General features: G+C 59.9%; 18 protein-coding genes. 9 read left to right on the forward strand and 9 right to left on the reverse strand.

The features are described from left to right. Window positions 1-37: 37 nt before the first annotated feature. From shc to AB2L51_RS10680, 3 genes are all read right to left on the reverse strand, one after another. The gene (shc, locus tag AB2L51_RS10670; protein WP_395582520.1) at window positions 38-2,041 is read right to left on the reverse strand and encodes a squalene--hopene cyclase; all 2,004 of its coding nucleotides are present in this window, start codon (window positions 2,039-2,041) and stop codon (window positions 38-40) included. A 148-nt stretch (window positions 2,042-2,189) separates the two neighbouring features. After that, a complete protein-coding gene (locus AB2L51_RS10675; RefSeq protein WP_395582485.1) occupies window positions 2,190-2,753 on the reverse strand; it encodes a TetR/AcrR family transcriptional regulator in 564 nt (187 codons plus the stop codon). A 185-nt stretch (window positions 2,754-2,938) separates the two neighbouring features. Further along, window positions 2,939-3,118 carry a hypothetical protein gene (locus AB2L51_RS10680; protein WP_395582486.1) on the reverse strand — a complete coding sequence of 60 codons (180 nt, stop codon included), beginning with the start codon at window positions 3,116-3,118 and terminating at the stop codon, window positions 2,939-2,941. A gap of 70 nt (window positions 3,119-3,188) precedes the next feature. Here AB2L51_RS10680 and epsC point away from each other — a divergent pair, with 70 nt between their 5' ends. From epsC to AB2L51_RS10705, 5 genes are all read left to right on the forward strand, one after another. Further along, entirely contained in the window at window positions 3,189-4,004 is an 816-nt protein-coding gene (gene epsC / locus AB2L51_RS10685) for a serine O-acetyltransferase EpsC (RefSeq protein WP_395582487.1), read from the forward strand. Window positions 4,005-4,249: 245 nt separating this feature from the next. After that, on the forward strand, window positions 4,250-5,623 hold the full coding sequence (locus AB2L51_RS10690; protein WP_395582488.1) for a family 2B encapsulin nanocompartment shell protein: 1,374 nt from the start codon (window positions 4,250-4,252) through the stop codon (window positions 5,621-5,623). Continuing rightward, the gene (locus AB2L51_RS10695; RefSeq protein WP_395582489.1) at window positions 5,610-7,244 is read left to right on the forward strand and encodes a SufS family cysteine desulfurase; all 1,635 of its coding nucleotides are present in this window, start codon (window positions 5,610-5,612) and stop codon (window positions 7,242-7,244) included. The genes AB2L51_RS10690 and AB2L51_RS10695 overlap by 14 nt, the downstream gene beginning before the upstream one ends. After that, window positions 7,241-7,657, forward strand: coding sequence for a YeeE/YedE family protein (locus AB2L51_RS10700; protein ID WP_395582490.1), 417 nt, complete (start codon window positions 7,241-7,243; stop codon window positions 7,655-7,657). The genes AB2L51_RS10695 and AB2L51_RS10700 overlap by 4 nt, the downstream gene beginning before the upstream one ends. Next, a complete protein-coding gene (locus AB2L51_RS10705; protein ID WP_395582491.1) occupies window positions 7,654-8,118 on the forward strand; it encodes a DUF6691 family protein in 465 nt (154 codons plus the stop codon). The genes AB2L51_RS10700 and AB2L51_RS10705 overlap by 4 nt, the downstream gene beginning before the upstream one ends. 24 nt (window positions 8,119-8,142) lie before the next feature. On the opposite strand, the gene AB2L51_RS10710 is transcribed toward AB2L51_RS10705, so the two are convergent. Further along, the gene (locus tag AB2L51_RS10710; RefSeq protein WP_395582492.1) at window positions 8,143-9,072 is read right to left on the reverse strand and encodes a LysR substrate-binding domain-containing protein; all 930 of its coding nucleotides are present in this window, start codon (window positions 9,070-9,072) and stop codon (window positions 8,143-8,145) included. A 119-nt stretch (window positions 9,073-9,191) separates the two neighbouring features. Here AB2L51_RS10710 and betC point away from each other — a divergent pair, with 119 nt between their 5' ends. The 4 genes from betC to AB2L51_RS10730 all read left to right on the forward strand — a co-directional run bounded on the left by betC (window position 9,192) and on the right by AB2L51_RS10730 (window position 15,785). Then, entirely contained in the window at window positions 9,192-10,730 is a 1,539-nt protein-coding gene (betC, locus tag AB2L51_RS10715; protein ID WP_395582493.1) for a choline-sulfatase, read from the forward strand. A gap of 7 nt (window positions 10,731-10,737) precedes the next feature. After that, on the forward strand, window positions 10,738-13,149 hold the full coding sequence (locus AB2L51_RS10720; RefSeq protein WP_395582494.1) for a TonB-dependent receptor: 2,412 nt from the start codon (window positions 10,738-10,740) through the stop codon (window positions 13,147-13,149). Then, window positions 13,149-14,408 (forward strand): MFS transporter, encoded by a 1,260-nt coding sequence (locus AB2L51_RS10725; protein ID WP_395582495.1) that lies wholly within the window; start codon window positions 13,149-13,151, stop codon window positions 14,406-14,408. The genes AB2L51_RS10720 and AB2L51_RS10725 overlap by 1 nt, the downstream gene beginning before the upstream one ends. 99 nt (window positions 14,409-14,507) lie before the next feature. After that, a complete protein-coding gene (locus AB2L51_RS10730) occupies window positions 14,508-15,785 on the forward strand; it encodes an Hsp70 family protein (RefSeq protein WP_395582496.1) in 1,278 nt (425 codons plus the stop codon). A 29-nt stretch (window positions 15,786-15,814) separates the two neighbouring features. On the opposite strand, the gene AB2L51_RS10735 is transcribed toward AB2L51_RS10730, so the two are convergent. From AB2L51_RS10735 to AB2L51_RS10755, 5 genes are all read right to left on the reverse strand, one after another. Next, window positions 15,815-16,852, reverse strand: a complete 1,038-nt coding sequence (locus tag AB2L51_RS10735) for a threonine aldolase family protein (protein ID WP_395582497.1) — start codon at window positions 16,850-16,852, stop codon at window positions 15,815-15,817. 120 nt (window positions 16,853-16,972) lie between these two features. Further along, the gene (locus AB2L51_RS10740) at window positions 16,973-18,328 is read right to left on the reverse strand and encodes an NCS2 family permease (RefSeq protein ID WP_395582498.1); all 1,356 of its coding nucleotides are present in this window, start codon (window positions 18,326-18,328) and stop codon (window positions 16,973-16,975) included. Window positions 18,329-18,394: 66 nt separating this feature from the next. Continuing rightward, on the reverse strand, window positions 18,395-20,275 hold the full coding sequence (locus AB2L51_RS10745) for an adenine deaminase (protein WP_395582499.1): 1,881 nt from the start codon (window positions 20,273-20,275) through the stop codon (window positions 18,395-18,397). A gap of 12 nt (window positions 20,276-20,287) precedes the next feature. After that, window positions 20,288-21,079 (reverse strand): TatD family hydrolase, encoded by a 792-nt coding sequence (locus AB2L51_RS10750; RefSeq protein WP_395582500.1) that lies wholly within the window; start codon window positions 21,077-21,079, stop codon window positions 20,288-20,290. A gap of 39 nt (window positions 21,080-21,118) precedes the next feature. Beyond that, complete coding sequence (locus AB2L51_RS10755) at window positions 21,119-22,471, reverse strand: allantoate amidohydrolase (protein WP_395582501.1); 1,353 nt, start codon at window positions 22,469-22,471, stop codon at window positions 21,119-21,121. Window positions 22,472-22,512 lie beyond the last annotated feature (41 nt).

The raw sequence follows: 22,512 nt of genomic DNA on the forward strand, positions 1-22,512 counted from the left end.
GCCCGTTCCAGACGAACAGGGCAGGCCAGAACTGCCATTACTGGCCCACGGGCATAATCCGTGCCGCACGGCCGAGCGCCATAAGCGGGAAGAACTGGCGATACAGGTCATACCGCAGCATGAACGCGCGGGAGAGCTCAGCCCCCTGCTGCAGGCGTTTGGCCACTGCCGGATCATCAAGCCTGATGGTCTGCCCCACCCCGTAACCGGGGAAGCCCGTGCCGGTAAACTCTTCTTCCATCCAGCTGCCATCGGCTTCCTGCCGGTCGATCAGGTAGCGGCAGCCACGTGCAATGGCAGGGTGGTCCTGCTCACGGTTGGCGGCAATCAGCCCCATAAGCGCCCACGCGGTTTGCGACGGCGTGGTTGTGCCCCACCCGATGGAGGAAACATCCATATAGGATGCACAACTTTCGCCCCAGCCGCCATCTTCCTGCTGGTGGGCAATCAGCCAGTCACACGCACGGGTTATGTAGGGCTGGGTCATATCCTCGCCAATGGCGGCAAGCGCGGGCAGTACAGCGCCGGTGCCGTACAGGTAGTTCACACCCCAACGCCCGAACCATGCACCCGATGCTTCCTGCTCGGCACGGATATACGCAAGCCCACGCTGGAGGGCGGGGGTCTGGCGGGGTACACCCAGCAGGCCAAAGGCTTCCAGCACATGGGCGGTCACATCGACCGAAGGCGGGTCGAGAGCTTCACCAAAGTCACAGAACGGAATTTTGGAAAGCAGGCTGCGGTTATTGTCCTTGTCAAACGCACCCCAGCCGCCGCAACGGCTCTGCATGGCGATCAGCCAGTTCACGCCACGGGTTATGGCGTCTTCCACACCCTTTTTCTTCCATTCCTCCCGGTTACGGCAGGCGGAAAGGGCAATCAGAGCTACGGCGGTATCGTCCGTATCGGGGTAGCGGTCGTTGGCGTATTCAAACGCCCAGCCACCCGGTTCCACATCCGGCAGCTTGATCGACCAGTCCCCCTTGACGCGCACCTGCCGCGCAAGCAGCCAGTCCAGCGCCTTGTCCATCTGCGGGGTGTAGCGTTCCTCGGCATTGGCGTCATGCAGGGCCATAAGGGCCAGCATTGTGTCCCATACCGGGCTGTTGGTGGCCTGCACCCATGAGGCATCGCCCTGATCACGCCGCCAGCCCGGATCATCCAGTGCGGCCAGAGCCTTGGCCATGACCGGGTGGTGAAGCTGGTAGTCTTCCCCGCGCAGCGCCATCAGGCCGTAAACCCACGGGGGCTGAATCCCACCCCATCCACCATCGGCATCCTGATGGCGGATAATCCATTCCAGCATATGGCGGATAGCCGCCTCACGCACCGTATTCCGTTTGAGGAACCTGCTCTGGAGCCAGTGCAACCCCTTGTCTGTAGTGCGAAAAAAGCTTGACCACAGATCCACCCCTTCCTTTTTGGGCAGGACGTAATCAAAGTTCTCACGCCCCTGAGGGAAGAGCGCATCCAGCCGGTCCTGCGGGCGCAGGGGGCGGCTTGGCCTGCGGGCGGAAAGAATGGCCAGCGGCACCAGCGTTGCCCGCGCCCATTGCGCAAAGTTATAGATGGAAAAAACAAATTTGTTCGGGAACCAGATGACCTCGGGCGGGAGGTTGGGGGTCTGCTCCCACGGCCATTCGCCAATCAGCGCCAGCCAGTAGCGGGTAAACACACGCACGTTGCGCAAGCCCCCCATGCGCATGATCCATGCACATGCCTTGCTCAGTTCTGGTGTATCGGCTGCATAGCCGAGCGAGCGCAGGGCGGCGTAGGATTCCACCGTTGCGTTGATGTCGCCATTGCCCGCACCCCAGTATGTGCCCCATGACCCATCCTCACGCTGCATGTACAGCAGGGCTTTGCCAAGGCGGGGGCGCAGGGGGTGGTCCTCCAGCCCGAGGTACCACAGGGCCAGACACCACTCCGCCTCCATGGAGGCATTGGACGCCACAGGCCCTACCCAGTGCCCATCGGCTTTCTGTTCCCCCATCAGCCAGTCACAGGCGGCGGCCACGGTGTGGGCCAGACTGTTGCCCATGCCCGTGAACGGTGTGGAAGTGACACAGGAGGGAGTAGGAGAAACTGGAGCAGACACGGCCGCCTTCACTTTCGAGGGGTGAGAAATCGCAATCATTGGTAGTGACCCGAACACACTATACAAAGTTCAGTCATGCAAGGCCCAGCGCTTATGCGAGACTGGCTTCCACGGGTAAAGCCAGTTTTTGAATATCCGCAAAAACGCTGGTCCATTCCGTATCCTGCATATCGACAAAACCGAGACTTCTTAGAAAAAAAGCCCCTTCGGCGGCAAAAATCATTGTGCGTATCTGCCGTGCTTCCACGGTATGGCCCTCCCCCTGCCCCAGACCCAGCCAGCGCGCATACCATGCCCTGATCGGGGCCAGATGCCGGGGGGACTGGAGCAGCGTTACCAACATACCCACCATACGTGCACGGGCGGCATCATCTATACGGGCACAGGCCTGCACATAGGCGCGGGCAAGGCTGGCCGGGCCTGCGGCCGCACTGCGGCAACGCGCCACATGGGTATCAAACACCAGAATCCAGCGTTCAATCAGGGCGGCGATCAGGTCATCCTTGCTGCCGAAGCAGTATTGCAGACCGCCTTTGGTAATCCCCGCCTCGCGCGCCACGGCATCCAGCGTAAGGGCCGTTGCACCATTGCGCTGTACAAGATGCTCGGCACAGGTCAGCACTTTTTCGCGGTCTATGGTTCTGGGGCGGGCCATGCCGTGGAAATACCCTTAAATCACGCGTTTAATTCCGTCCAGATGGAATTAAACCAGAGCGCAGGCGCTTTCAACCCCCCGCCACGCAAAGCCTATGACCTCCCCGCCATATAAACTATTTTATTTCGTATATTATTGTCGCCAAAATATCTCATATGTCATCGTATTTATATTGACTCCCCATTTCATAGCGCTAAATTACCTGCACAGTCTTGGAGCACAACAACCACAGGCAAGGCGTCACCGGGGTTTTTTTCATGCTTGTTCCTCAGCACATTGACCTGACCGCCCGATGTCGGGCCACCCAACGCAGCCCTGACTGACAGGGGCTTGCCCCGCCCCATGCCCAGGCTGGCTCCCGCCACGGATACGTAGGAACCGGGATGTCTGGCCCAATAGAGTTTCCGACCCTGTTTTCGGAAAAAGGCAGGCATCATGGTTGATACGATGCTCTTTGCACAGCCCGCCAAAACCGATGGCCAAACCGAGGCGTTTGCCCACACGGTATGGCGCAAACTATGCCGTGAACTGCAAGCGGCCCCGGCCCCTTTATGGGCGGAACACAGCACGCCCCAGTCCCTTCTGGCGCGGCTTTTAGCCGAAAAACTTGCTGAACCCCTTATACCTTTTGCAAGCCTGCATCCCCTGTTCTGCCAGATTTTGCAGCAATCCCCCGCCATCATGGCGGCCGCAGCACAGGACCTGCACGCCTACGCCACCATAGACCCGGCCCATGAGGGATATGTTTCGCCGTTTTTGCACCTCAAGGGTTTTCAGGCCGTGCAGGCATACCGGATAGCGCATGTTTTGTGGCGGAACGGGCAACGCCTTTCCGCGTTACACCTGCAAAGCCGCGTTTCTGAAGTCATGGGCATAGATATTCACCCGGCCGCTGTTCTGGGGCACCGGCTTGTGCTGGCACCCGGATACGGCCTTGTAATTGGTGAAACCGCATTGGTGGAAAACGATGTTGTTCTTATGTCAGACATAACGTTGGGCGGCACGGGCAAACAGGCTGGCAGGCGGCATCCTACGCTCCGCCGTGGTGTGCTGGTTGGACCGGGCACGCAAATTCTGGGGGCAATAGAAATTGGTGAAGGGGCAAAAATTGGGGCGGGGGCTGTGGTTGTCAAACCGGTCAGCCCGTTTACCGCTGTAGCAGGAAACCCAGCGCGGTATGTAAACAGCCATACCCATTGGCCTGTTTCGACAATGGACCTTTCGCTCCCGGCCATTGACTATCTATTGTAACGTATTTTTTAGTGAATAATAATAATTAACATTTTTCTTCTGTTTAATATTGACCTTCTTTTTGTGGGTGCTAGGCTGAACGGACAAACCGAATCAGGCCATCTGATTGGTTATAAAAAAGGAGCATGACCATGTATCCTACTTTACTTTTCATCAATCGATGTTGACCGGGCCATAACGCTCGGAAACCCATTTCCAGCACAGCACATCTTCAAATAATACCTCTTTATGAAAGACTATTTGCCGTGACTGAAGCACAGTCCACCCGTGTCGTCAGTGCCTCTGCACTGGACCGCAACCTGTCTGCCCGCCAGCTTTCCACCGCCCATGTAACCCGTGTGCAAAATCTGGAGCGCAGCCCGCGCTGGCTGCACCTTCTGCTCCCCTGGGTTAATGTTGGCGGGGGCGTATTCCGCGTTAACCGCCGGCGTCTTGTTTCCTCCCCTTTTGGAGGTGTGCTCTTTACGGGTGAAGGAGACGCGGCACGCCCCGTACCTGAAAGCCTACGGGCACTTCCTGAGTTTTCGCGGATAACGGATGCACAGATCCATGAACTTGTAAGCAAGCTCCAGCACCACACTCACCCCGATGGGGCCGATTTTACCTTGCCCGAAGGCACTCTGGCCCTTGTTGCCAGCGGTGCCGTGCAGCACCATACAAACAATGGAGCAGCCCGCGCCGTACGGCACCTGTTTGCGGCGCCGGGGCAGCATTTCGTTGCGCCCGCCGGCCTGGGCAGCAAAGACCTGCGCGCCGTTGGCAAAACAACCCTGCTCACCCTCCCTCCCGAGCAGATCGCCAGCACTCCGTGGCTGAAAACCGCCCTGACCCCGCAGGACGTGACCAGCCGCTCCGACGTAAACCAGTATGGAGAGGCCGCCATTCAGGTCCTTTCCAGTGTGGACGGAGAGCCAAAACTCCCCACCACTTTTGTCGATTATCAGGACCACCCGCGCGAATACTATATCCATTCCATTCAAACCGTTCTGCGCACGCATACCCGTATTACCGACCTGTACAGCAACGAATTTGACCAGTTGCGTGAACAGGTGCGTGTGGTGATTGACGTTATCCGCGAGCGTGAGGAATGGGAACTGCTCAACAACCCCGAATTCGGGTTGCTGAACGAAACAGCCATTGCCCAGCGCGTGCCCACACGCGGCGGCCCGCCCACCCCGGATGATCTGGATGAACTGCTGACAAAGGTCTGGAAAAAACCGGGATTTTTCCTTGCCCACCCCAAAGCCATAGCGGCCTTTGGGCGCGAGGCCACGCGCCGTGGCGTACCACCGCCGACCATTAACCTGTTTGGTTCGCCTTTTATTACCTGGCGCGGTATTCCCCTTGTGCCCTCAGACAAGATCCCCGTCACACCCGATGGCCGGACCAGCATCCTGCTCCTGCGCGTGGGTGAGGAGGAACAGGGCGTTGTGGGCCTGCACAATACAGGCATTACGGGGGAAGTGGAGCCTGGCCTTTCCGTGCGGTATAGCGGCACGGACCAGCACTCCGTGGCATCGCACCTGATCACGCGCTATTTCTCCGCCGCTGTTCTGGTGGAAGACGCCATTGCCCGGCTCGATAACGTGCAGATCGGGAGCTATTATGACTACACCTGACACATTTGCAGACCCGCAGGCGCTGGCACAGCAGCATGCGGTGGAGCAGGCATTCCGCGATGTGCTGGGGCATGGGGCGGTACCTGCCGCTCCACGCACGCCCCTGCCCCCCACACAGGGGGGCAGCACTTCCCACCCGTTTGCCTCGGGGGCAGATGCCTCCATTTACGAACCTGTCTGGTCCAGACACCCGGTTTCACAAAATAAGTCGGAAGCTCGCCTCCCGTTGTGGGAGGAACCCGCAACATCGCCTTTTTTTAGCGGCACATTCGCGCTCCCACGCACCACAACACCTCCAGCCCCCGCCATAGCAGAGGCACCACACCATTCCGTGCCGTATTTTTTACGCCACGCAAAAGGTGCCGCCAACGCCGCCCCCCAGCATGCGCCCCAACCCGCACCGGGTTGGTACGATGTCGCGCGTATTCAGGCGGATTTTCCCATCCTGCACCAGCGGGTTAATGGCCATAAGCTGATATGGCTGGACAACGCCGCCACAACCCAGAAACCGCGCGCGGTGATTGACGCCACCTCCGCTTTTTATGAGCAAGACAACTCCAACATCCACCGCGCAGCCCATACGCTGGCCGCGCGTGCGACCGATGCGTTTGAAGGGGCACGCACAAAACTCCAGCACTTTATTGGCGCGCGTGAGGCAGCGGAAATTGTATTTGTGCGCGGCACAACCGAGGCCATAAATCTTGTAGCCCAGAGCTATGGCCGGGCCAACATTGGCCCGGGTGATGAAATACTGATCACCACCATAGAGCACCATGCCAATATTGTGCCCTGGCAGCTCCTTGCACGCCAGACGGGGGCCGTGCTCAAGGTTGCTCCGGTAAATGACCGGGGGGAACTGCTACTGGAACATTTTGCGGCGCTTCTTTCTGGCCGCACAAAGCTGGTTTCGGTCACGCATGTTGCCAATGCGCTGGGCACCATCAACCCGGTTGAACAGATCATAGCCCTTTCACACGCAGCCGGGGTGCCTGTGCTGGTTGATGCGGCGCAGTCCTCCCCGCATCTACCGCTCAATGTGACGGCACTGGATGCGGATTTTCTGGTTCTTTCGGGCCATAAAATATACGGGCCAACAGGCATTGGCATTCTGTATGGCAAACGCCACCTGCTGGAAGCCATGCCCCCTTGGCAGGGAGGTGGGCATATGATCCGCGACGTAACCTTTGCCCATACCGAGTTCCAGGGACTACCAGAAAAGTTTGAGGCCGGAACACCTGATATAGCCGGCGCAGTCGGGCTTGGGGCTGCGGTGGACTACCTGCAGGGCATTGGCCTGCCCGCCATTGCCGCGCACGAGCACGCTCTGCTCGAATACGCCACGCAGCAGTTTGAGCACCTGCCGGGTGTGCATATTATTGGAACGGCACAGGCCAAGGCCAGCGTGCTGTCCTTTATTGTGGATGGGCACAGCGTGGGGGATGTTGCCAGACATCTTGACCGACACGGCATTGCCGCGCGTTCAGGCCATCATTGTGCGCAACCAGCCTTGCGCAGGTTTGGTATAGAGGCCACAGTGCGGGCTTCCTTTGGCCTGTATAACAGCTTTGAAGATGTGGACGCCTTGATAACATCCCTTAGACAACTGGTGCGAGCGGCATGAGCGCAGCGTGGCTGGCAGCACTGGGCGGCGGCGTGCTGATTGGCACTGCCGCCGTCTTGCTTATGGCCTTTGAAGGCCATATTCTGGGAGTGAGTGGCATACTGGGCAATGCCCTGCGCCACCCCACCAGCCACTGGCGCTGGGCCGTACTGGCCGGGCTGGTTGCAACCGGCATACTGGCCCGCATGGCAGGAGCGGCCGTACCTGAACAGTTTGCCCAGACTGGCTGGTTACGCCTTGCTGTTTCCGGTCTGCTGATTGGTCTGGGCACCGCACTGGCCAATGGCTGCACCAGCGGACACGGTGTTTGCGGGTTGGGGAACAGGTCTGGCCGATCGCTTGTGGCAGTCACCATTTTTATGGGGGTTGCCATCGTCACGGTCTTTATATCCCGGCTGGAAGGGTGGGTATGATGCACGTGGCTATCGCATTGTTCTGCGGCCTGATGTTTGGCTGTGGCCTGTGGATTTCCGGCATGGCCAACCCGGCCAATGTTCTGGGTTTTCTGGATGTGACGGGGCATTGGAACCCCATTCTGGCAGGTGTTCTGGGGGGCGCGGTTGGCGTAACCCTGCCCGGCTTCTGGCTGTTGCGCCGCAAAGGGCGGGATGCCAGTGGGCAGGCACTCCACTGGCCATCGCGCTGGCCACCCGATAAAGGGCTGGTCATAGGTTCGGCGCTGTTTGGTGCAGGCTGGGGGCTGAGCGGGGTCTGTCCCGGCCCGGCTCTGGTCCTGCTCGGGTTGGACGGCGCTAAGGCCGTGCTCCTGATCACCTGCATTGCACTCGGCTGGCTTGTGGGAAAGCTGGGGTGGGAACGCCTTTACAGCCCGGCAGCACCCGCAGGCACGCACAGTCAAGGCACACCCTCTTAACCCCACAGCCCATTTGGCCTGCACTTATGCGGGAGCAAACGGACTGGTTTGCGCCTGCTCCAGCAGCCAGAGCTTAAAGGCAGCGGCACGATTCTGCTTATCGGGGTTGATGGTTAAAAAATATCCTCTCTCGCTACAGATCGGCACAGGCCATGCCAGCACAATCTGCCCGCTTTGCAGATAGTCATCTATTAACGGCCGCCAGCCAAGGCCAATACCCTGCCCTTGCAAAATAGCCTGTAAAAGCAGGGGGTAATTCCCAAACAGCATCGAATTTTTGGTACGGATCGCGGGCCGGGCAGACTGCCCCACAAGCCTGAACCAGTCCTCCCACGTAAACCAGTTCTGGGCTGGACTATCCAGGTCCAGCAGGCGGCCACGCGCCAGATCGGCAGTGGTGGACAACGCACCCATTTGCGCCAGATAGCGGGGGCTGCATATGGGATAGGCTTCCTCGGCAAACAAACGGAGGCTCTCCCCCCCTGCGGCCTCGGGTTTTTTACCAAACAGGATGGAAATATCCGCCTGATCAGCCCCGCCTCCCATCTGGCGGGCCTGTGTGGTTAACAGGCACAGGTCCAGTTCGGGGTGTCGGCTTTCAAAATCCGCCAGACGGGGGAGCAGCCAGTTGGCGGCAAACCCGTAATCGGTCAGCACGGTCAGGCTTTTGGGCGTATTGCGGGCATCTATGGTCTGCATGGCCGCCTGTAACCGGCTGAGCACATCTGCCGCCACAGCGTGCAGAACCTGCCCCGCATCACTGGGGGTAACCCCCCTATGAATCCGGCGGAACAGGGTCAGGCCCAGAACCCCCTCCAACTGGGCAATCTGCTGGCTTATGGCGGGCTGTGTCATGCCCAGCTCAGTTGCCGCGGCACTAAAGCTGCCGCGCCTGCCTATGGTTTCCAGAATCCGCAGGGAGCGGAGCAGATACTCGGTCTGGTTGGGGGTCATAACGTCAGCTTATACCACGGATAAGTATGAACATACATCACAAATAACATATTATATGTGCTTATATAAAAACTAACGATCGTCATAGTGTTGTTTTGTGGTTTGGGATAATTCACGTTATGAGCAAGCAGCCCGCAGCGCCTCTGAACTTTCTTGTGGTTGTGGCCGACCAGCTTACGGCCTGCGTTTTGCCTGCGCTGCTGGGTGGGCAGGGCCCCAGCGTTGTTAAGGTGCCCACGCTTAGCAAGCTGGCAAAAAACGGCACGGTTTTTGCCAATGCCTATACGGCCAGCCCCCTGTGCGGGCCTTCACGCAGCGCGTTCATGACCGGGCTGCTGCCCTCTGCCAGTGGTGTGTATGACAATGGCTGCGAATGGCATTCCGACATTCCAACCTTTGGCCACCGCCTGCGCCTTGGCGGCTACCAGACCATTCTGGCGGGCAAGATGCACTTTGTCGGGGCGGACCAGCTCCACGGGTTTGAAGAGCGCCTGACAACGGATATTTACCCCGCCGACTTTACGTGGGTACCCGACTGGAGCGACCACGATACCCGCCCGGACTGGTACCATTCCATGGATTCCGTGCTCAATGCCGGGCCTGTCCTGCGCAGCAACCAGCTCGATTTTGACGAAGAAGTTGCCTTTGCCACCCGGCGTAAACTGTACGATCTGGCCCGCACAAAAAACCAGCAGCGTCCCTTTTGCCTTGTGGCCTCCTTTACTCACCCGCACGACCCGTTCAACATTACCCCCAGATGGTGGGACCTTTACGAGAACACCCCCATCCCCCTCCCACGTGTGGCGGCCCCTGATCCTACGCACCCGGCCGAGCTGCGCATTCGCGAAGCCTGCGGCATTAACGCAGCCCCACCAACGGAGGCAGAGATCCTGCGCGCCCGCCGCGCATATTTTGGGGCGATTTCCTACATAGATCACCAGCTTAAACAGTTGCTGGACACATTGGCCGAAACCGGGCTGGACAAGACAACCGCCATTGTTTTCACCAGTGATCATGGTGAAATGCTGGGCGAACACGGTCAGTGGTACAAAATGTCCTTCCGCGAGGGGGCAGGCCGCGTGCCGCTTATTATTGCCCTGCCAGAGCAGGCGCAGGCCCACCGCATTACGCAGGCTGTCAGCCTGGCCGATGTGGGGGAAACCCTGTGCGCGCTGGCCAATGCCCCAGCGGCTCCCGCCACTCATGGCCGCGACCTGAGCCCCTGCCTTGAAGGCAAACCTCTGGAAAAAGACGAGATTTTTGGGGAATATCTGGGCGAAGGCACCTTTGCGCCAACAGTCATGATCCGCCGTGGCCCGTGGAAGTTTGTCCACACCCCCGAAGACCCGGACCAGTTGTACAACATCCACCATGATGCGGACGAAACCCGTAATCTGGCCGCCCACCCCGAGCACGCCCAGACCGCCGCCGCATTTTTGCACGAAGCCTACCAACGCTGGGACTTTGCCACCCTGCACCGCAACGTGCTGGCCAGCCAGCAGCGGCGTGCCCTGATCAAGCAGGCACTGGCCACGGGGCACTGTACGCCATGGGACTATCAGCCCCCCGCAAACGCACACCGCCAATACATCAGAAATCACAAACCTCTGGAACAGCTCGAAGCCGAATCACGGCTCCCTTACCAGAGGAACGGATAAAACAGCCATGGTTCACACTCCTTTTACGCACCGGCTCACCTTTGCTCTGGTGCTCTCCACCGGCACGGTTTACGCGGCCAGTGCGGCCCAGCAGAGCCTGCCCAGCGCACAGCAGCAGGCCAAGGCCCATGCGCCCAAAACCGCCCCACGGCCTACAGCCGCCAAACCCGCTGTGGCACAGGCTCCCGCGCAGCAGAACACAGGCAAGCTGGAGGAAATAACGGTCCGCTCCAACAAGCGCACGCAGCAGGCTAATACAACGCCCGCATCCATTGTGGCGCTCAGTGGCAAAACCCTGCAAACAACCGGGGTGCGTGACGCACTCAGCCTTGCACGGGATGTGCCCGGCCTTATGGCGGAAACCACATCCGGCTCAGCCAACCCGCGCTACCGCCTGCGCGGTATTGGCACCAACGATTTTTCGGCCAACATGACAACCGCCGTAGGTGTTTCCGAGGATGATGTGTTCCTCGATAGTGGGGCATCGCAGGGTGTGCCGATTTATGACCTGGACCACGTAGAGGTTTTCAGGGGTCCACAGGGCACCTTGCAGGGCAAGAACACCACGGCAGGCATGGTTTCTTACTATACCAAAAAACCCACCAATACACTGGATGGTTACGTACGCGGCACAGCAGGCAATTACGGCCTGTGGGGGGAAGAAGGCGCTCTGGGCGGGCCTATTGTAAAAGACAAGCTGATGGCCCGCTTTGCCATAGTCAACCGGGATTACGACGGACAGTACTATAATGGCAGCCACAAGAACCCCACGGGAGGCTACCAGTATTACGATATGCGCGGGCAGATTCTGGCCAAGCCTGTCGATAATTTGTCCATTTTGGTTAAAATGCACCTTGGCCGCAACAAGACCAAGGTGCCCATAGACCATGTAGGCCTGCTGCCCGGTGGGGAGGATGCACAGGGTTATACCCAGACCTCCACCCGTGATATCCAGAACAACGGGCGCACGGATGCCACCACCCGGCGCGCGGGTCTTTCGGTCAATACCAAATATGATTTTGAAAACGGCTGGAGCCTTGCCAATATTTTTGCGCTGGAGTGGAACCACTTCAACGTTTTCTCAGATGATGATGCAAGCCCCGCCCCTGTGGATTATCAGGAAAACATAGGCGGCGTTGCACGGGTGCTGAGCAACGAGATCCGGGTTGTTTCTCCCCAGAACAAAAAAATACGTTATGTGGGCGGCGTCTATTACATGCGCAACCTTACGCAGTCCTATAGCCAGCAGCCCCTGTACAGCCCCATAGACAGCAGCTTTGGCACGGGGGGCAATGCCTCCAGCTTTAACATCAGCACACAGGATGCTGCCGTGTTCTCGGCTCTGTCCTTTGACCTGACCTCCCGCCTGACACTGGATATTGGCGGGCGCTTTACCTCGGAAACACGCAGCGCCAATGGGGAGGCATGGGCCTATAACACGGACCCTTCCAACCCCTACAATGCCAGCAACCGTGCGCTCACCTACATCAACACAAACACCAACACCTATCTCAACCCCAATACGGGGCAGGCCATGGTTGGCCCACCCCTGAGCAAGACGTTTAACAAGGACAGCGAGGACGCCAGCCTTAAATACCGCATAGCACCGGGTCTTATTGCCTACCTGCGCTATGCCCGTGGCTTCAGGACCGGCAACTACAACACCTATGTTGCCACCACATCCGACTTCAGCCTGTATAACCCTGAAGAGCTGACGGATTACGAAGGCGGGGTAAAGGCACGGATCTGGGGAGGCAAGGCGCAGCTCAACCTTTCGGGCTTTCATTACGACTACAACAACATGCAGGTAACCATCCTGCAAAATACGGGAACCCATACCACCAACGCCGCACAGGCCATATCGAACGGTTTTGAATTTGAAGGGCAGGTACGCCCCCTGCAAAACCTGTTTGGCTCCTTTGGCGTAACCTATCAGGACGCACATTACACCAATTTCAAAAACGCCAGTGCACCAACGCCGTTTAATGGTGGCAACCCGGTGGACCTGTCCGGACAGCCGCTTGAACGCGCACCGCACGTAACCGCCAACTTTTTACTCAGCTATAAAATTCCTGTCTCCTTTGGAGATTTTACGGTGCAGACAGACTGGCGTTACACAAGCCGCTACCGTTTTCAGGCTTGGTCGGACAGCCACGCCACAACCCCTGCCGCCTTTTTGGCATCCCCCCAGATGCAGGCTCTGGTGCGGCATGCTTTTTCACAAAACCAGGTTATTACGGGCAATGTACGCGTGGCATGGCACTCCGTGGATGAAAAAACGGAAGTGGCCTTCTGGCTCCATAACGTCACCAACCAGATGACCTACACCAACGCGTTTGGCGAATTTTTCAATCGCAATATCAGCCGCTATCCGGGCGACCTGCGCGCCTTCGGGTTTGAAGTCATGCGGGCCCTGTAATGGTCGGGGAGCTACGCAACCGGGCCGGGCTGCTGGTGCTGGCCGCAATCAGTGCGGCAGACTGCGCAGCCCATAGCATGAACTCGCTTGGCCCGTTTGCCGTGGGCGAGCTTGTCCGTGGCGGGCGGTTCAGCATCATGCAGGCCGGGTTCTGGAGCTGTGTGGAAATGCTGGCCTATGCCGTGACCATGACCGGCTTAGCCCCCCTGTCTACCCGGATAAGGCTGCGTCTGGTAGCCCTGCTGGCAGCCATTGGGCTGGTTGTCGCACAGGCGGGCTCTGCCTTTGCTGTGGGAATGTGGTCCCTGCTGGCCCTGCGCGTGCTCTCCGGCGGCTGCCTTGGCGGGTTGAATGCGGTTGTCAATATCGGGGCCAGCCGGCTGGGCAAACCTGTGTTTGTGCTGGCATTTGTTATGGTGGTGCAGACCGTTGTTTTCAGTCTGGCAAGCCTGCTGCTCCCCCATGCCAGCGCACTGGCCGGGCAGAAAGGTATTTTTCTGGCACTGGCAGGGCTTGTTGTTGTGCTGCTACCACTCCTGTTTTTTCTGCCCGATACGGTTCTGCCTGCCACCAGCCCCAACCCGCAGGCCGGTTATGCCGCCCCGGCCCATGCGGCCCCTGTGTGGGCTTTGCTGGCCGTGCTGTTTTACACCGGGGGCAGTCTGGCCGTATGGCCCTTTACCCAGCGGATTGGCCTTTCTGTTGGGCTGGCCCCCTCCTCTTTTGGGGTTTTGTCGGCTGTTGCCAATATTGCGGGGCTTGTGGTCTGCCTTGCGACAGTGCTGCAAAGCCGCAGACACATAACCAGTCCCCTGCTTGTGCCCGCCCTTGTGCTGGCAGGCGGAGTTTGCGTGGTGCAGGCCTGCCCGCCCACGCCATGGCTGTTCTGCACCGCCTTTGTGCTGAATTATGCAGCGTGGTTCTTTGTGTACCCCAGCCTTGTCGGCCTGACCTGCCTTGTAGACCCCACAGGCAGGCTGGCCTCCCGCGCTGGAGGCGCGTGGATGTTCTCTCAGGCGGCAACAACGCTCTTTGCCAGCGCCACCCAAACACACGGGCTCTACCTGTGGACGGGCCTGTTCAGCCTTGCCCTATGCCTTTGCGCGGCTCTGGCCACCCTGCGCGTAACCCGCCCCATGCGGGCAGGCCCGGCATGCAGCAGGCCACCCAACCAGCCTATTCCGCCTGCGCTCCCGGCCCGAACGCTGGCGCAGGCCCGGACTAAAACTGCGATCTGCCCCAGACGGCACACCACGTAAGGCGCCGCATGCAGGCAGCACAAAAGGCGGCATAGCCTGCCCGCCTGCGCATATAAGGCATGGACAAGCAGGGGGAGCGGGTTCTATTTTCCGCCGGTTATGACCTCCTTACCCGCTCCCACCCGCATCGGCATTGATTTTGGCACAACCAACAGTGTTATTGTCATTGCGCGCCCCGACCGCACGATCCAGACCATCCGCTTTGCCACGCCCGATGGTGAGCCTTCGGAAACCTGCCGTACACTGCTGGCCTTATGGCAGGACATGGAGGCCGGGCGGCGCGTGCAGCACCGCGCAGTTGGCGCGTATGCCATTGAAGCGCATCTGGATGACCCGGCCGAGACACGGCTGATCATGTCCATGAAATCCTATCTCGCACAGGCCAGCTTTCGCGAGACACAGGTTTTTGGCCAGCGCCTGTCGCTTGAAAGCCTGATTGCCACCTTTTTGCACGAACTCATGGCCCTTGGTGGGCTTTCCCCCGCCCAGTGCCATGTAACGGTGGGCCGCCCCGTGCATTTTGTGGGTGACAATGCCGATGATGCTCTGGGGGAAACCCGGCTGCGCGCCGCCTTTGCCCAGGCAGGCTTTGCCGATGTTACGGTCATGATGGAGCCAGAGGCCGCGGGCTGGCGCTTCATGCAGCGGCTGGACCGGCCTGCAACGGTTCTGGTCGGGGATTTTGGAGGGGGCACAAGCGATTTTTCCGTCGTGCGATTTGACCCCAGAGGCCAGACCGCAACGCAACCACTGGGCCATGCAGGGGTTGGGCTTGCAGGGGACCAGTTTGATTTTCGGATCATAGACAACGTGGTGGCCCCCTACCTTGGGCGGGACTGCACCTTCCGCATCATGGGAGGGGAACCATTACCCGTACCGGTCGAATGGTACCACGCACTGGCGCGCTGGCACCGGCTCTCGCTCATGCGTACACCGCGTATCCTGAACGAAATCGAGGATGTGGCGCGCACGGCCACCGAGCCAAAGAAGCTGAAGAACCTGATCGAACTCGTGCGCGAACAGCGCGGGCAGGAACTCTACAACGCCGTATCGGCCACCAAGCGCGCGCTTTCCACCCACACATCGGCAGAACTGCACTTTACGCAGCCGGGGCTGGAGATTCACACCACCATCCAGCGTGAGGATTTTGACCGCTGGATCGCGCCCGACATTGCAAGACTGGGCGCAGGCATTGATGCCGCCCTGAAGGAAGCAGCCCTCCCCGCCGGGCAGATCGACCGCGTATTCCTGACCGGCGGCACATCGTTTGTGCCTGCGGTGCGCGCCCTGTTTACCTCCCGCTTTGGGGCCGAAAAGGTGGAACTGGGCGGGGAGTTTGTCTCGGTCGCTGAAGGGCTGGCTCTGGCGGCAGCGTAAAAGCTGCCTGCCCTCCTGACCTTTGGGGGTTAGGCCGCACTGGCGCAGGCTTTTATATCTGCTGCCAGCCGGTCCACCTCCGCCATGTCCGCATCCCATGCGAACATAAAGCGCGCCCCTCCGCCGATAAAAGTGTAAAAGCGCCAGCCACAGGCCCGGAGCCGCTCCAGCACGGCAGGCTGTGCATGAATGAAAACACCATTGGCCTGCACCGGAAACATGAGCGAAACACCGGGCAGGACCACCACCTGCTCGGCCAGCCTGCGTGCGCAGGTATTGGCATGCCGGGCGTTACGCAGCCATGCCCCGCTCTCGAGCATCCCCACCCATGGGGCGGATAAAAACCGCATTTTGGAGGCCAGTTGCCCGGCCTGCTTGCAGCGGTAATCAAAACCATCGGCCAGGGCACGGTCAAAGAACAGAACGGCCTCGCTGACGGCCATACCATTTTTGGTACCGCCAAAGCACAGCACATCCACCCCGGCCCGCCATGTCATGTCTGCCGGTGTGCAGCCTAGGGCTGCGCACGCATTGGCAAAACGCGAGCCATCCATATGCAGATAAAGCCCGAGTTCACGGCATGTTTGCGCCAGTGTGCGAATTTCGGACAGGGAATACAGCTCCCCCGTCTCGGTCGGTTGCGTAATGGTTACCGCCCGTGGCTTGGGGTAATGAATATCGCTCCGGCAGGTGGATAACAGCCTGACATCCTGCTCGGTCAGCTTTGCACTTTCCGTCCGGGCGACAAGCAGTTTGGAGCCGTTGGAAAAAAACTCGGGCGCTCCGCACTCATCCGTTTCCACATGCGCGTAGGAGGAACAGATCACGCTGTTATAGGACTGGCAGAGAGCCGCCAGCGCCAGTGAATTTGCCGCCGTGCCGTTAAAGACAAAAAAGACCTCGCACTCCTTTTCAAACAGGGCGCGAAAGGCGTCTGCCGCCCGGCTGGTCCATTCATCCTCCCCATAGGGGATCAACGAGCCAACATTGGCCTGCATCATGGCCTGCCATGCCTCGGGGCACATGCCGGCGTAGTTATCGCTTGTAAATTGCTGGCGCGTGTTCATCGCTCATCGTCTTTACCGCATTGTGGCCGGCACGCAGCCTTAACCACTGTGGACAACAGGGGGCCACGCGCAGGCTGCGCGCATGGCCTTTTACATCAATACGTCTGGCGCAGGGGCGGGTTAGTTGACCGTGTAGGTCACCAGCACAAGATAGATCACCAGCAAGACATTGGTCAGCAGGAAAACCGGCGTCAGCCGCGCCCAGCTCCGGGTGGCGACCGCCATGACCGTATAGGCAAAGCACCCCGCGCAAATCCCGATCATGAGGTTGGCGGTTGTGACCGTCAGCAGCACGATCATACCAGCAGAAACACTCTGGAGCGGGTCGGATATATCCAGCTCCGTCAGGCCTTCCATCATCAGAATCCCCACCATCACCAGCGCTGCCGTGGTGGCCTGTGGGGGAATACAGGCAATAAGGGGCCAGAAAAACGCACTCAGGCCAAACAGTATGGCTACGGTCAGGGTTGTCAGGCCCGTGCGCCCACCTGCCTCCACCCCGGTTGCGGATTCAACATACGCCCCCACGGTCGGGCTCCCCAGACACGCCCCCACAATGGAGGCCAGCCCATCGGCCAGAAATGCACGCCGGGAATTCACAAAATTGCCTTGCGCATCCATCATGCCCGCCCGCCGCGTAACCGCGATCATGGTCGCTGTAGCGGAGAAAAAGTCGGACAGGAAAAAATAAAGGGTCAGAGGCAGGACCAGAAAGAAGTTGTGGAAAAACTCGGTCGTATCAAACGCGAACAGATACGCGCTTGGCACATGGGGCAGGGCCACCGCCTGCGCGGGCAGAACGGTCATGACATGGCTCGGAGAGGTCTGGATAAACAGCCCCGCCACCGTAACCGCCAGAATGGACAGCAGCATGGCCCCCCGCACACGGGCAGCCACCAGTGCTGCGATTAACAAAAGCGAGAGAAAAACCACCATGACCGAGGGGGAGCGCAAATCCGCAAAAGCAACGCCCCCGCCGGGGTCCGTTACAATCAGCCCCCCGCTGCGCAGGCCCAGATAGGCAATAAACAGACCAATACCGGCCTGTAACCCAATCCGGATGGATGAGGGGAAGCCCCGCACAATATGCTGGCGCACATTGCTGAGCGACAGGCAGGTAAACAGAATCCCCCCCACCAGCACCATGGTGAGCGCCGTGCCATAGGACAGGCCCATTTTAACCACGACAACCTGAGCAAAAACCGCGTTGGACCCCATGCCCGGCGCCAGCGCAATGGGCAGGCGTGACAAAAACGCCATAAGCAGGGAGCCGCACATGGCGGCCAGCGCGGTTACGGTAATCATATCCGCCCGGTTGGCGCCCGTCGCCGCCAGAATGGCCGGATTGACCGCGATAATATACCCCATGGCGCCAAAGGTTGTGAGCCCGGCCAGCACCTCCGTACCCACGCTGGACTGGTGGCCCGCCACATTAAACCGGAAGAGCTTTTGCAGGGATAAAACGGCTCTCATCATCAACAGCACTCCAGTTTCATGCGACCAGTGGTCTGCACCACCACACCGGCGCGTTGCCCGTTGCCCCTACCAGACAATGGGGTGTGTCTGCCCGGTCTGAACATTGACAAACCCTTCGGGTACGCCGGGGTTGGGGGCCACTAGCACCCACCGCCACGGCGAGCAGGTAAGCGTTGCAAAGCACAGCCGCTCGGGAAAACCCTCCGGCCAGTTTTTGGAGTAGGTGGGCTCATGCATCCACTCAATTGTCCGGGCCTGTGCGTAAAGTTCCTGCATGTCCGCGTCCAGTGCTTCGGCCGGGCGGGCGGTCATCAGCCCGCCAACCTCGTAGCGGACCGTGGCCAGCACGGTGTTGTCCCGCACCAGTGCCCAGCCGCCCTGCTGCCTGCGGATCTGGTTGACCACCTGCGCCATGGCGGCATCTGACGACCCGACGACCCATATATTATGCTGGTCATGCGCGACCGAGCAGCCCACTGCCGTATCAGGCGTGCTGGGGCCGCAGCCACGCCAGAACATGCGCCCGACCCGGCCCTGCCCGGAATAGCGGTCCACAACCGCAAACTTGGTAATACACTGGCTGGTGTCACGCTGCACCTGCCCGTCCTGCACGGGCAGGGTTTCCACCAGAAAATCATCCGCCCAGTGGAACGGGCGCAGCACGGCGGCCTGCATGCTCTGCCGCCCCGGATCAGCCGGAATGGCAAAATCCTCCGCACCAAGCTCACGCGCGATGTTGATAGTCTGGCTGGCCCATGCGGGCCATGCAATATCGGGCACGGATGCAAGATAACGCCCGTTCTGCGCCACGCACTGGCCATCTGCCCAGACCTCCGCAATGTCCAGCGCCGCCACATCGGACAGCAGCACAACATCCGCAAAGCGGCCGGGGGCCAGACTGCCTACCCACGGGGTCAGGCGCATATGCCGCGCGGGGTTGATGGTCACACACTGAATGGCAATTTCTGGCGGCAGGCCAGCCTCCATGGCTCTACGCACATTATAGTCTGTGGCTCCCATGCGCAATGTGTCGCTTGCGGAACGATCATCGGTGGTCAGCGCGATCTGGGAAAAATCCTCAAAACCTGCATCCAGCATGCCCCGCACCAGTTCGGGAATGGCCCCATGCCGCAACGCCACAAAAATACCGGCCTGCAACTTGGCCTGTAGTTCGGCCATGTTCAGCACCTCATGGTCAGAAGCCAGACCAGCCGCGGCAAAGGCGTTAATGGAGCGTGTGTCATGCAGGCCCGCCCCGTGCCCTTCCACCACGCCACGGTGTTCATACGTTGCCTGAATCATGCCCCATAACCGCGCGTAGGAGGGGGATTCAGGGTTCCAGACGCTGGGCCAGTCCATAACCTCGTCCAGCCCGGGCACCATCAGATTCCCGCCCATAAAGGCGTTCTGTTCGTCATACCCATAATACCCACCCCCGCCCTCATACGCAGTGGGGGGTACGGCCGAACCGGGAAGCGGGAATATTTTAAGCGGCACACCATGGCTGCGCGCCGTCATCCAGAACGACAGGTTATGCGCACCATCCACGTTGGAAAACTCGTGGCTGGCCTCGCACGTCCATGTATTGCCACGTGGCAGCACCAGAGCGGCCTCGTATTCGGGGGTCAGGTGCGAGCTTTCGATATGTTTGTGCACCTCGCCAAAGCCGGGTACGGCGGAAAGTTCCAGCCGCTCGACATGCGCTCGGGCTATGCCGGTATAGGTGCCCGCAGGGCCGGTCCAGGCAATGCGGCGGCGGTACATAACAATATCCTGCTGCTCTACCCAGCGGCGCGTATGCACATCCAGCAGGCGGCCCACACGCAGCACAAGATCGGCCGGGATCAGCCCCATGGCCACACGGGTCAGTTCCTGACGGATGCGCACTTCCTGGGCAGCACTGATAAACAGGTCATTCCCGGGTATCATCTCGGGTGCGGACTTCATCACCATGATCCATTATACCAAAGAAAAATCTGGAACTTTGCGAAAGATACGGAAAAAGTTTTCCGTTGTCTGCCGGGCCAGCTCCTCGGGGGTCACCTTGCGCAACCCGGCCAGAACCCTGAGCGTATGCACAAGGTAGGCGGGCTCGTTCCGCTGGTCCGCATAGGGTTCAGGGGCCAGAGATGGCGCGTCTGTCTCGATCAGGATACGGTCTGCGGGCAGGCTGGCGGCAATAGCGCGCATACCGTCATTCCCCGCATGGGTGAGCAGGCCGGAGAAAGAGAGGTAATGCCCCATCTCCACATTGGCCCGCGCCAGAGCCGGTCCGCCTGAAAAACAGTGCATGACCACCGGAAAACGCCCTTTGGCGTCCTCCTCACGCAAGACCTGCTCCATGGCCGCATCCTGTTTGACGGAATGGATGATCAGGGGCAGCTGCGTCTGCCGGGCGGCCTCTATATGGACCAGAAAATTGCGCATCTGCGCATCCCACGAGGCCGTGGTAAAAAACGTGTCCAGCCCCACCTCACCTATACCCACCACCTTGGGGTGGGCGGCATGGGCGACAAGGTCCTGCACCTGTACGTCGGTTTCCCCATCCGCCCAGTGGGGGTGGGTGCCTACAGAGCAGAAGACATCATCCATCTCCTCCGCTTTTTGCAGTACCTTTGCAAAATCATGCACACTGGTACCAATGCTGACAAACCGGCGGATGCCCACCATGCGCGCCCGCTGCATGACCGCGTCCAGATCCTCCGCAAGCTCGGAAAACTCAAGGTGGCAATGACTGTCAACCAGATGCATGCTGCGTCCTCCCGTTATGGGGTCTGTTGCAGGGCCGGGTCATACTACCGTGCCCTGTCTGGCCGAAATATCAAGCACTTCCGGCAGGCGCGTAATAAAATTGACCATAACGGCAAAGGCTGCCTGCACATCCGCCACGATCACGCTCTCATCAGGATGGTGGCTTATCCCGCCGGGACTGCGCAGGAACAGCATGGCCGTGGGCACCCAGTCCGTCATCATCATGGCGTCATGGCCAGCACCGCTGACCAGAACGTGCTCGGGCATGCCCTCCGCCTTTATGCCCGAACGCAGCAGGTCAACCAGTCGGCCATCGCAGGGGGCGGGGGCAAAGGTCTGGTGGTCCCGCACCTCCCACCCCACGCGGCGGCGCCCGGCAATGCTGGCCACCAGCGCCTTGACCTGCAAAAACGCGCGCTCAAGGCATTGCGCATCCGCCGAGCGGATTTCCACCGAAAGACTGGCGCTGCCGGGAATAACATTCACCGCCCCCGGATGCGCCTCGATCCTGCCCACTGTGGCCACAAAATCGTCCCCATGCGCGCAGGCCAGCGCCTCTATGCCCAGAACCATCTCGCACGCAGCGGCCAGCGCATCGTGGCGCATGGAGAGCGGCACCGTGCCAGCATGCCCCGCCTGCCCCTGCACGCGGATATAAAACCGCTGGATCCCCGCAATGGCAGACACGGCCGCCAGAGGTGCATCCGCATGTTCCAGCACGGGGCCCTGCTCAATATGCGCTTCCAGATAGGCCAGTATGTCCTGCCGGTTGCGCCGGGCCTCGCCCATTCTGCCAACGTCCAGCCCTGCGCCACGCATGGCCTCGTGCAATGTTGCTCCGGTGCGGTCACGCATCTGGCTGACATCCCCCACGGCCTTGCCCGCCATGGCCCGGGAGCCCAGCATGGACAGCGGAAAACGTGACCCCTCCTCATCCCCAAAAGCCACAACTTCCAAGGCAAAAGGCAGGCGTATGCCTCGGCTGGCAAAGGCGGCTACACATTCCACCCCCAGCATGACCCCCAGCACGCCATCGTAAAAACCGCCGTTCCACACGCTGTCTATATGCGAGCCGATCAATAGCGCGGGGGCGTTGGCTTCCATCCCTTCGTACCGGCCAATAACCGTGCCTGCGGGGTCCGTGCGCACACTCATGCCTGCATCGTGCATCCACCCCCGCAACGTGGCCATGGCGGCTTTGTGTGCAGCCCCAAGGTAAGGGCGGAACAGGCCGCCACGCATGTCGCTATAAGGTTCGCACCCGAGTTCTTCACACCGTCTGACCGCACGCGCCCCTGCATCGTGCTCGACAATCCGCTCCAGCTTGTTCATCTCAACCACCAACGTAAACCCGCACTCAATCCCGGTGACCTTCTGCACGCCATGCCACAAAGGCCGCCCCTGCCCTGCTCCACCTACCGGTGTGTGGAAAG

The sequence above is a fragment of the Acetobacter fabarum genome, assembly GCF_040702925.2.
Classification (GTDB): Bacteria; Pseudomonadota; Alphaproteobacteria; order Acetobacterales; family Acetobacteraceae; genus Acetobacter; species Acetobacter fabarum_B.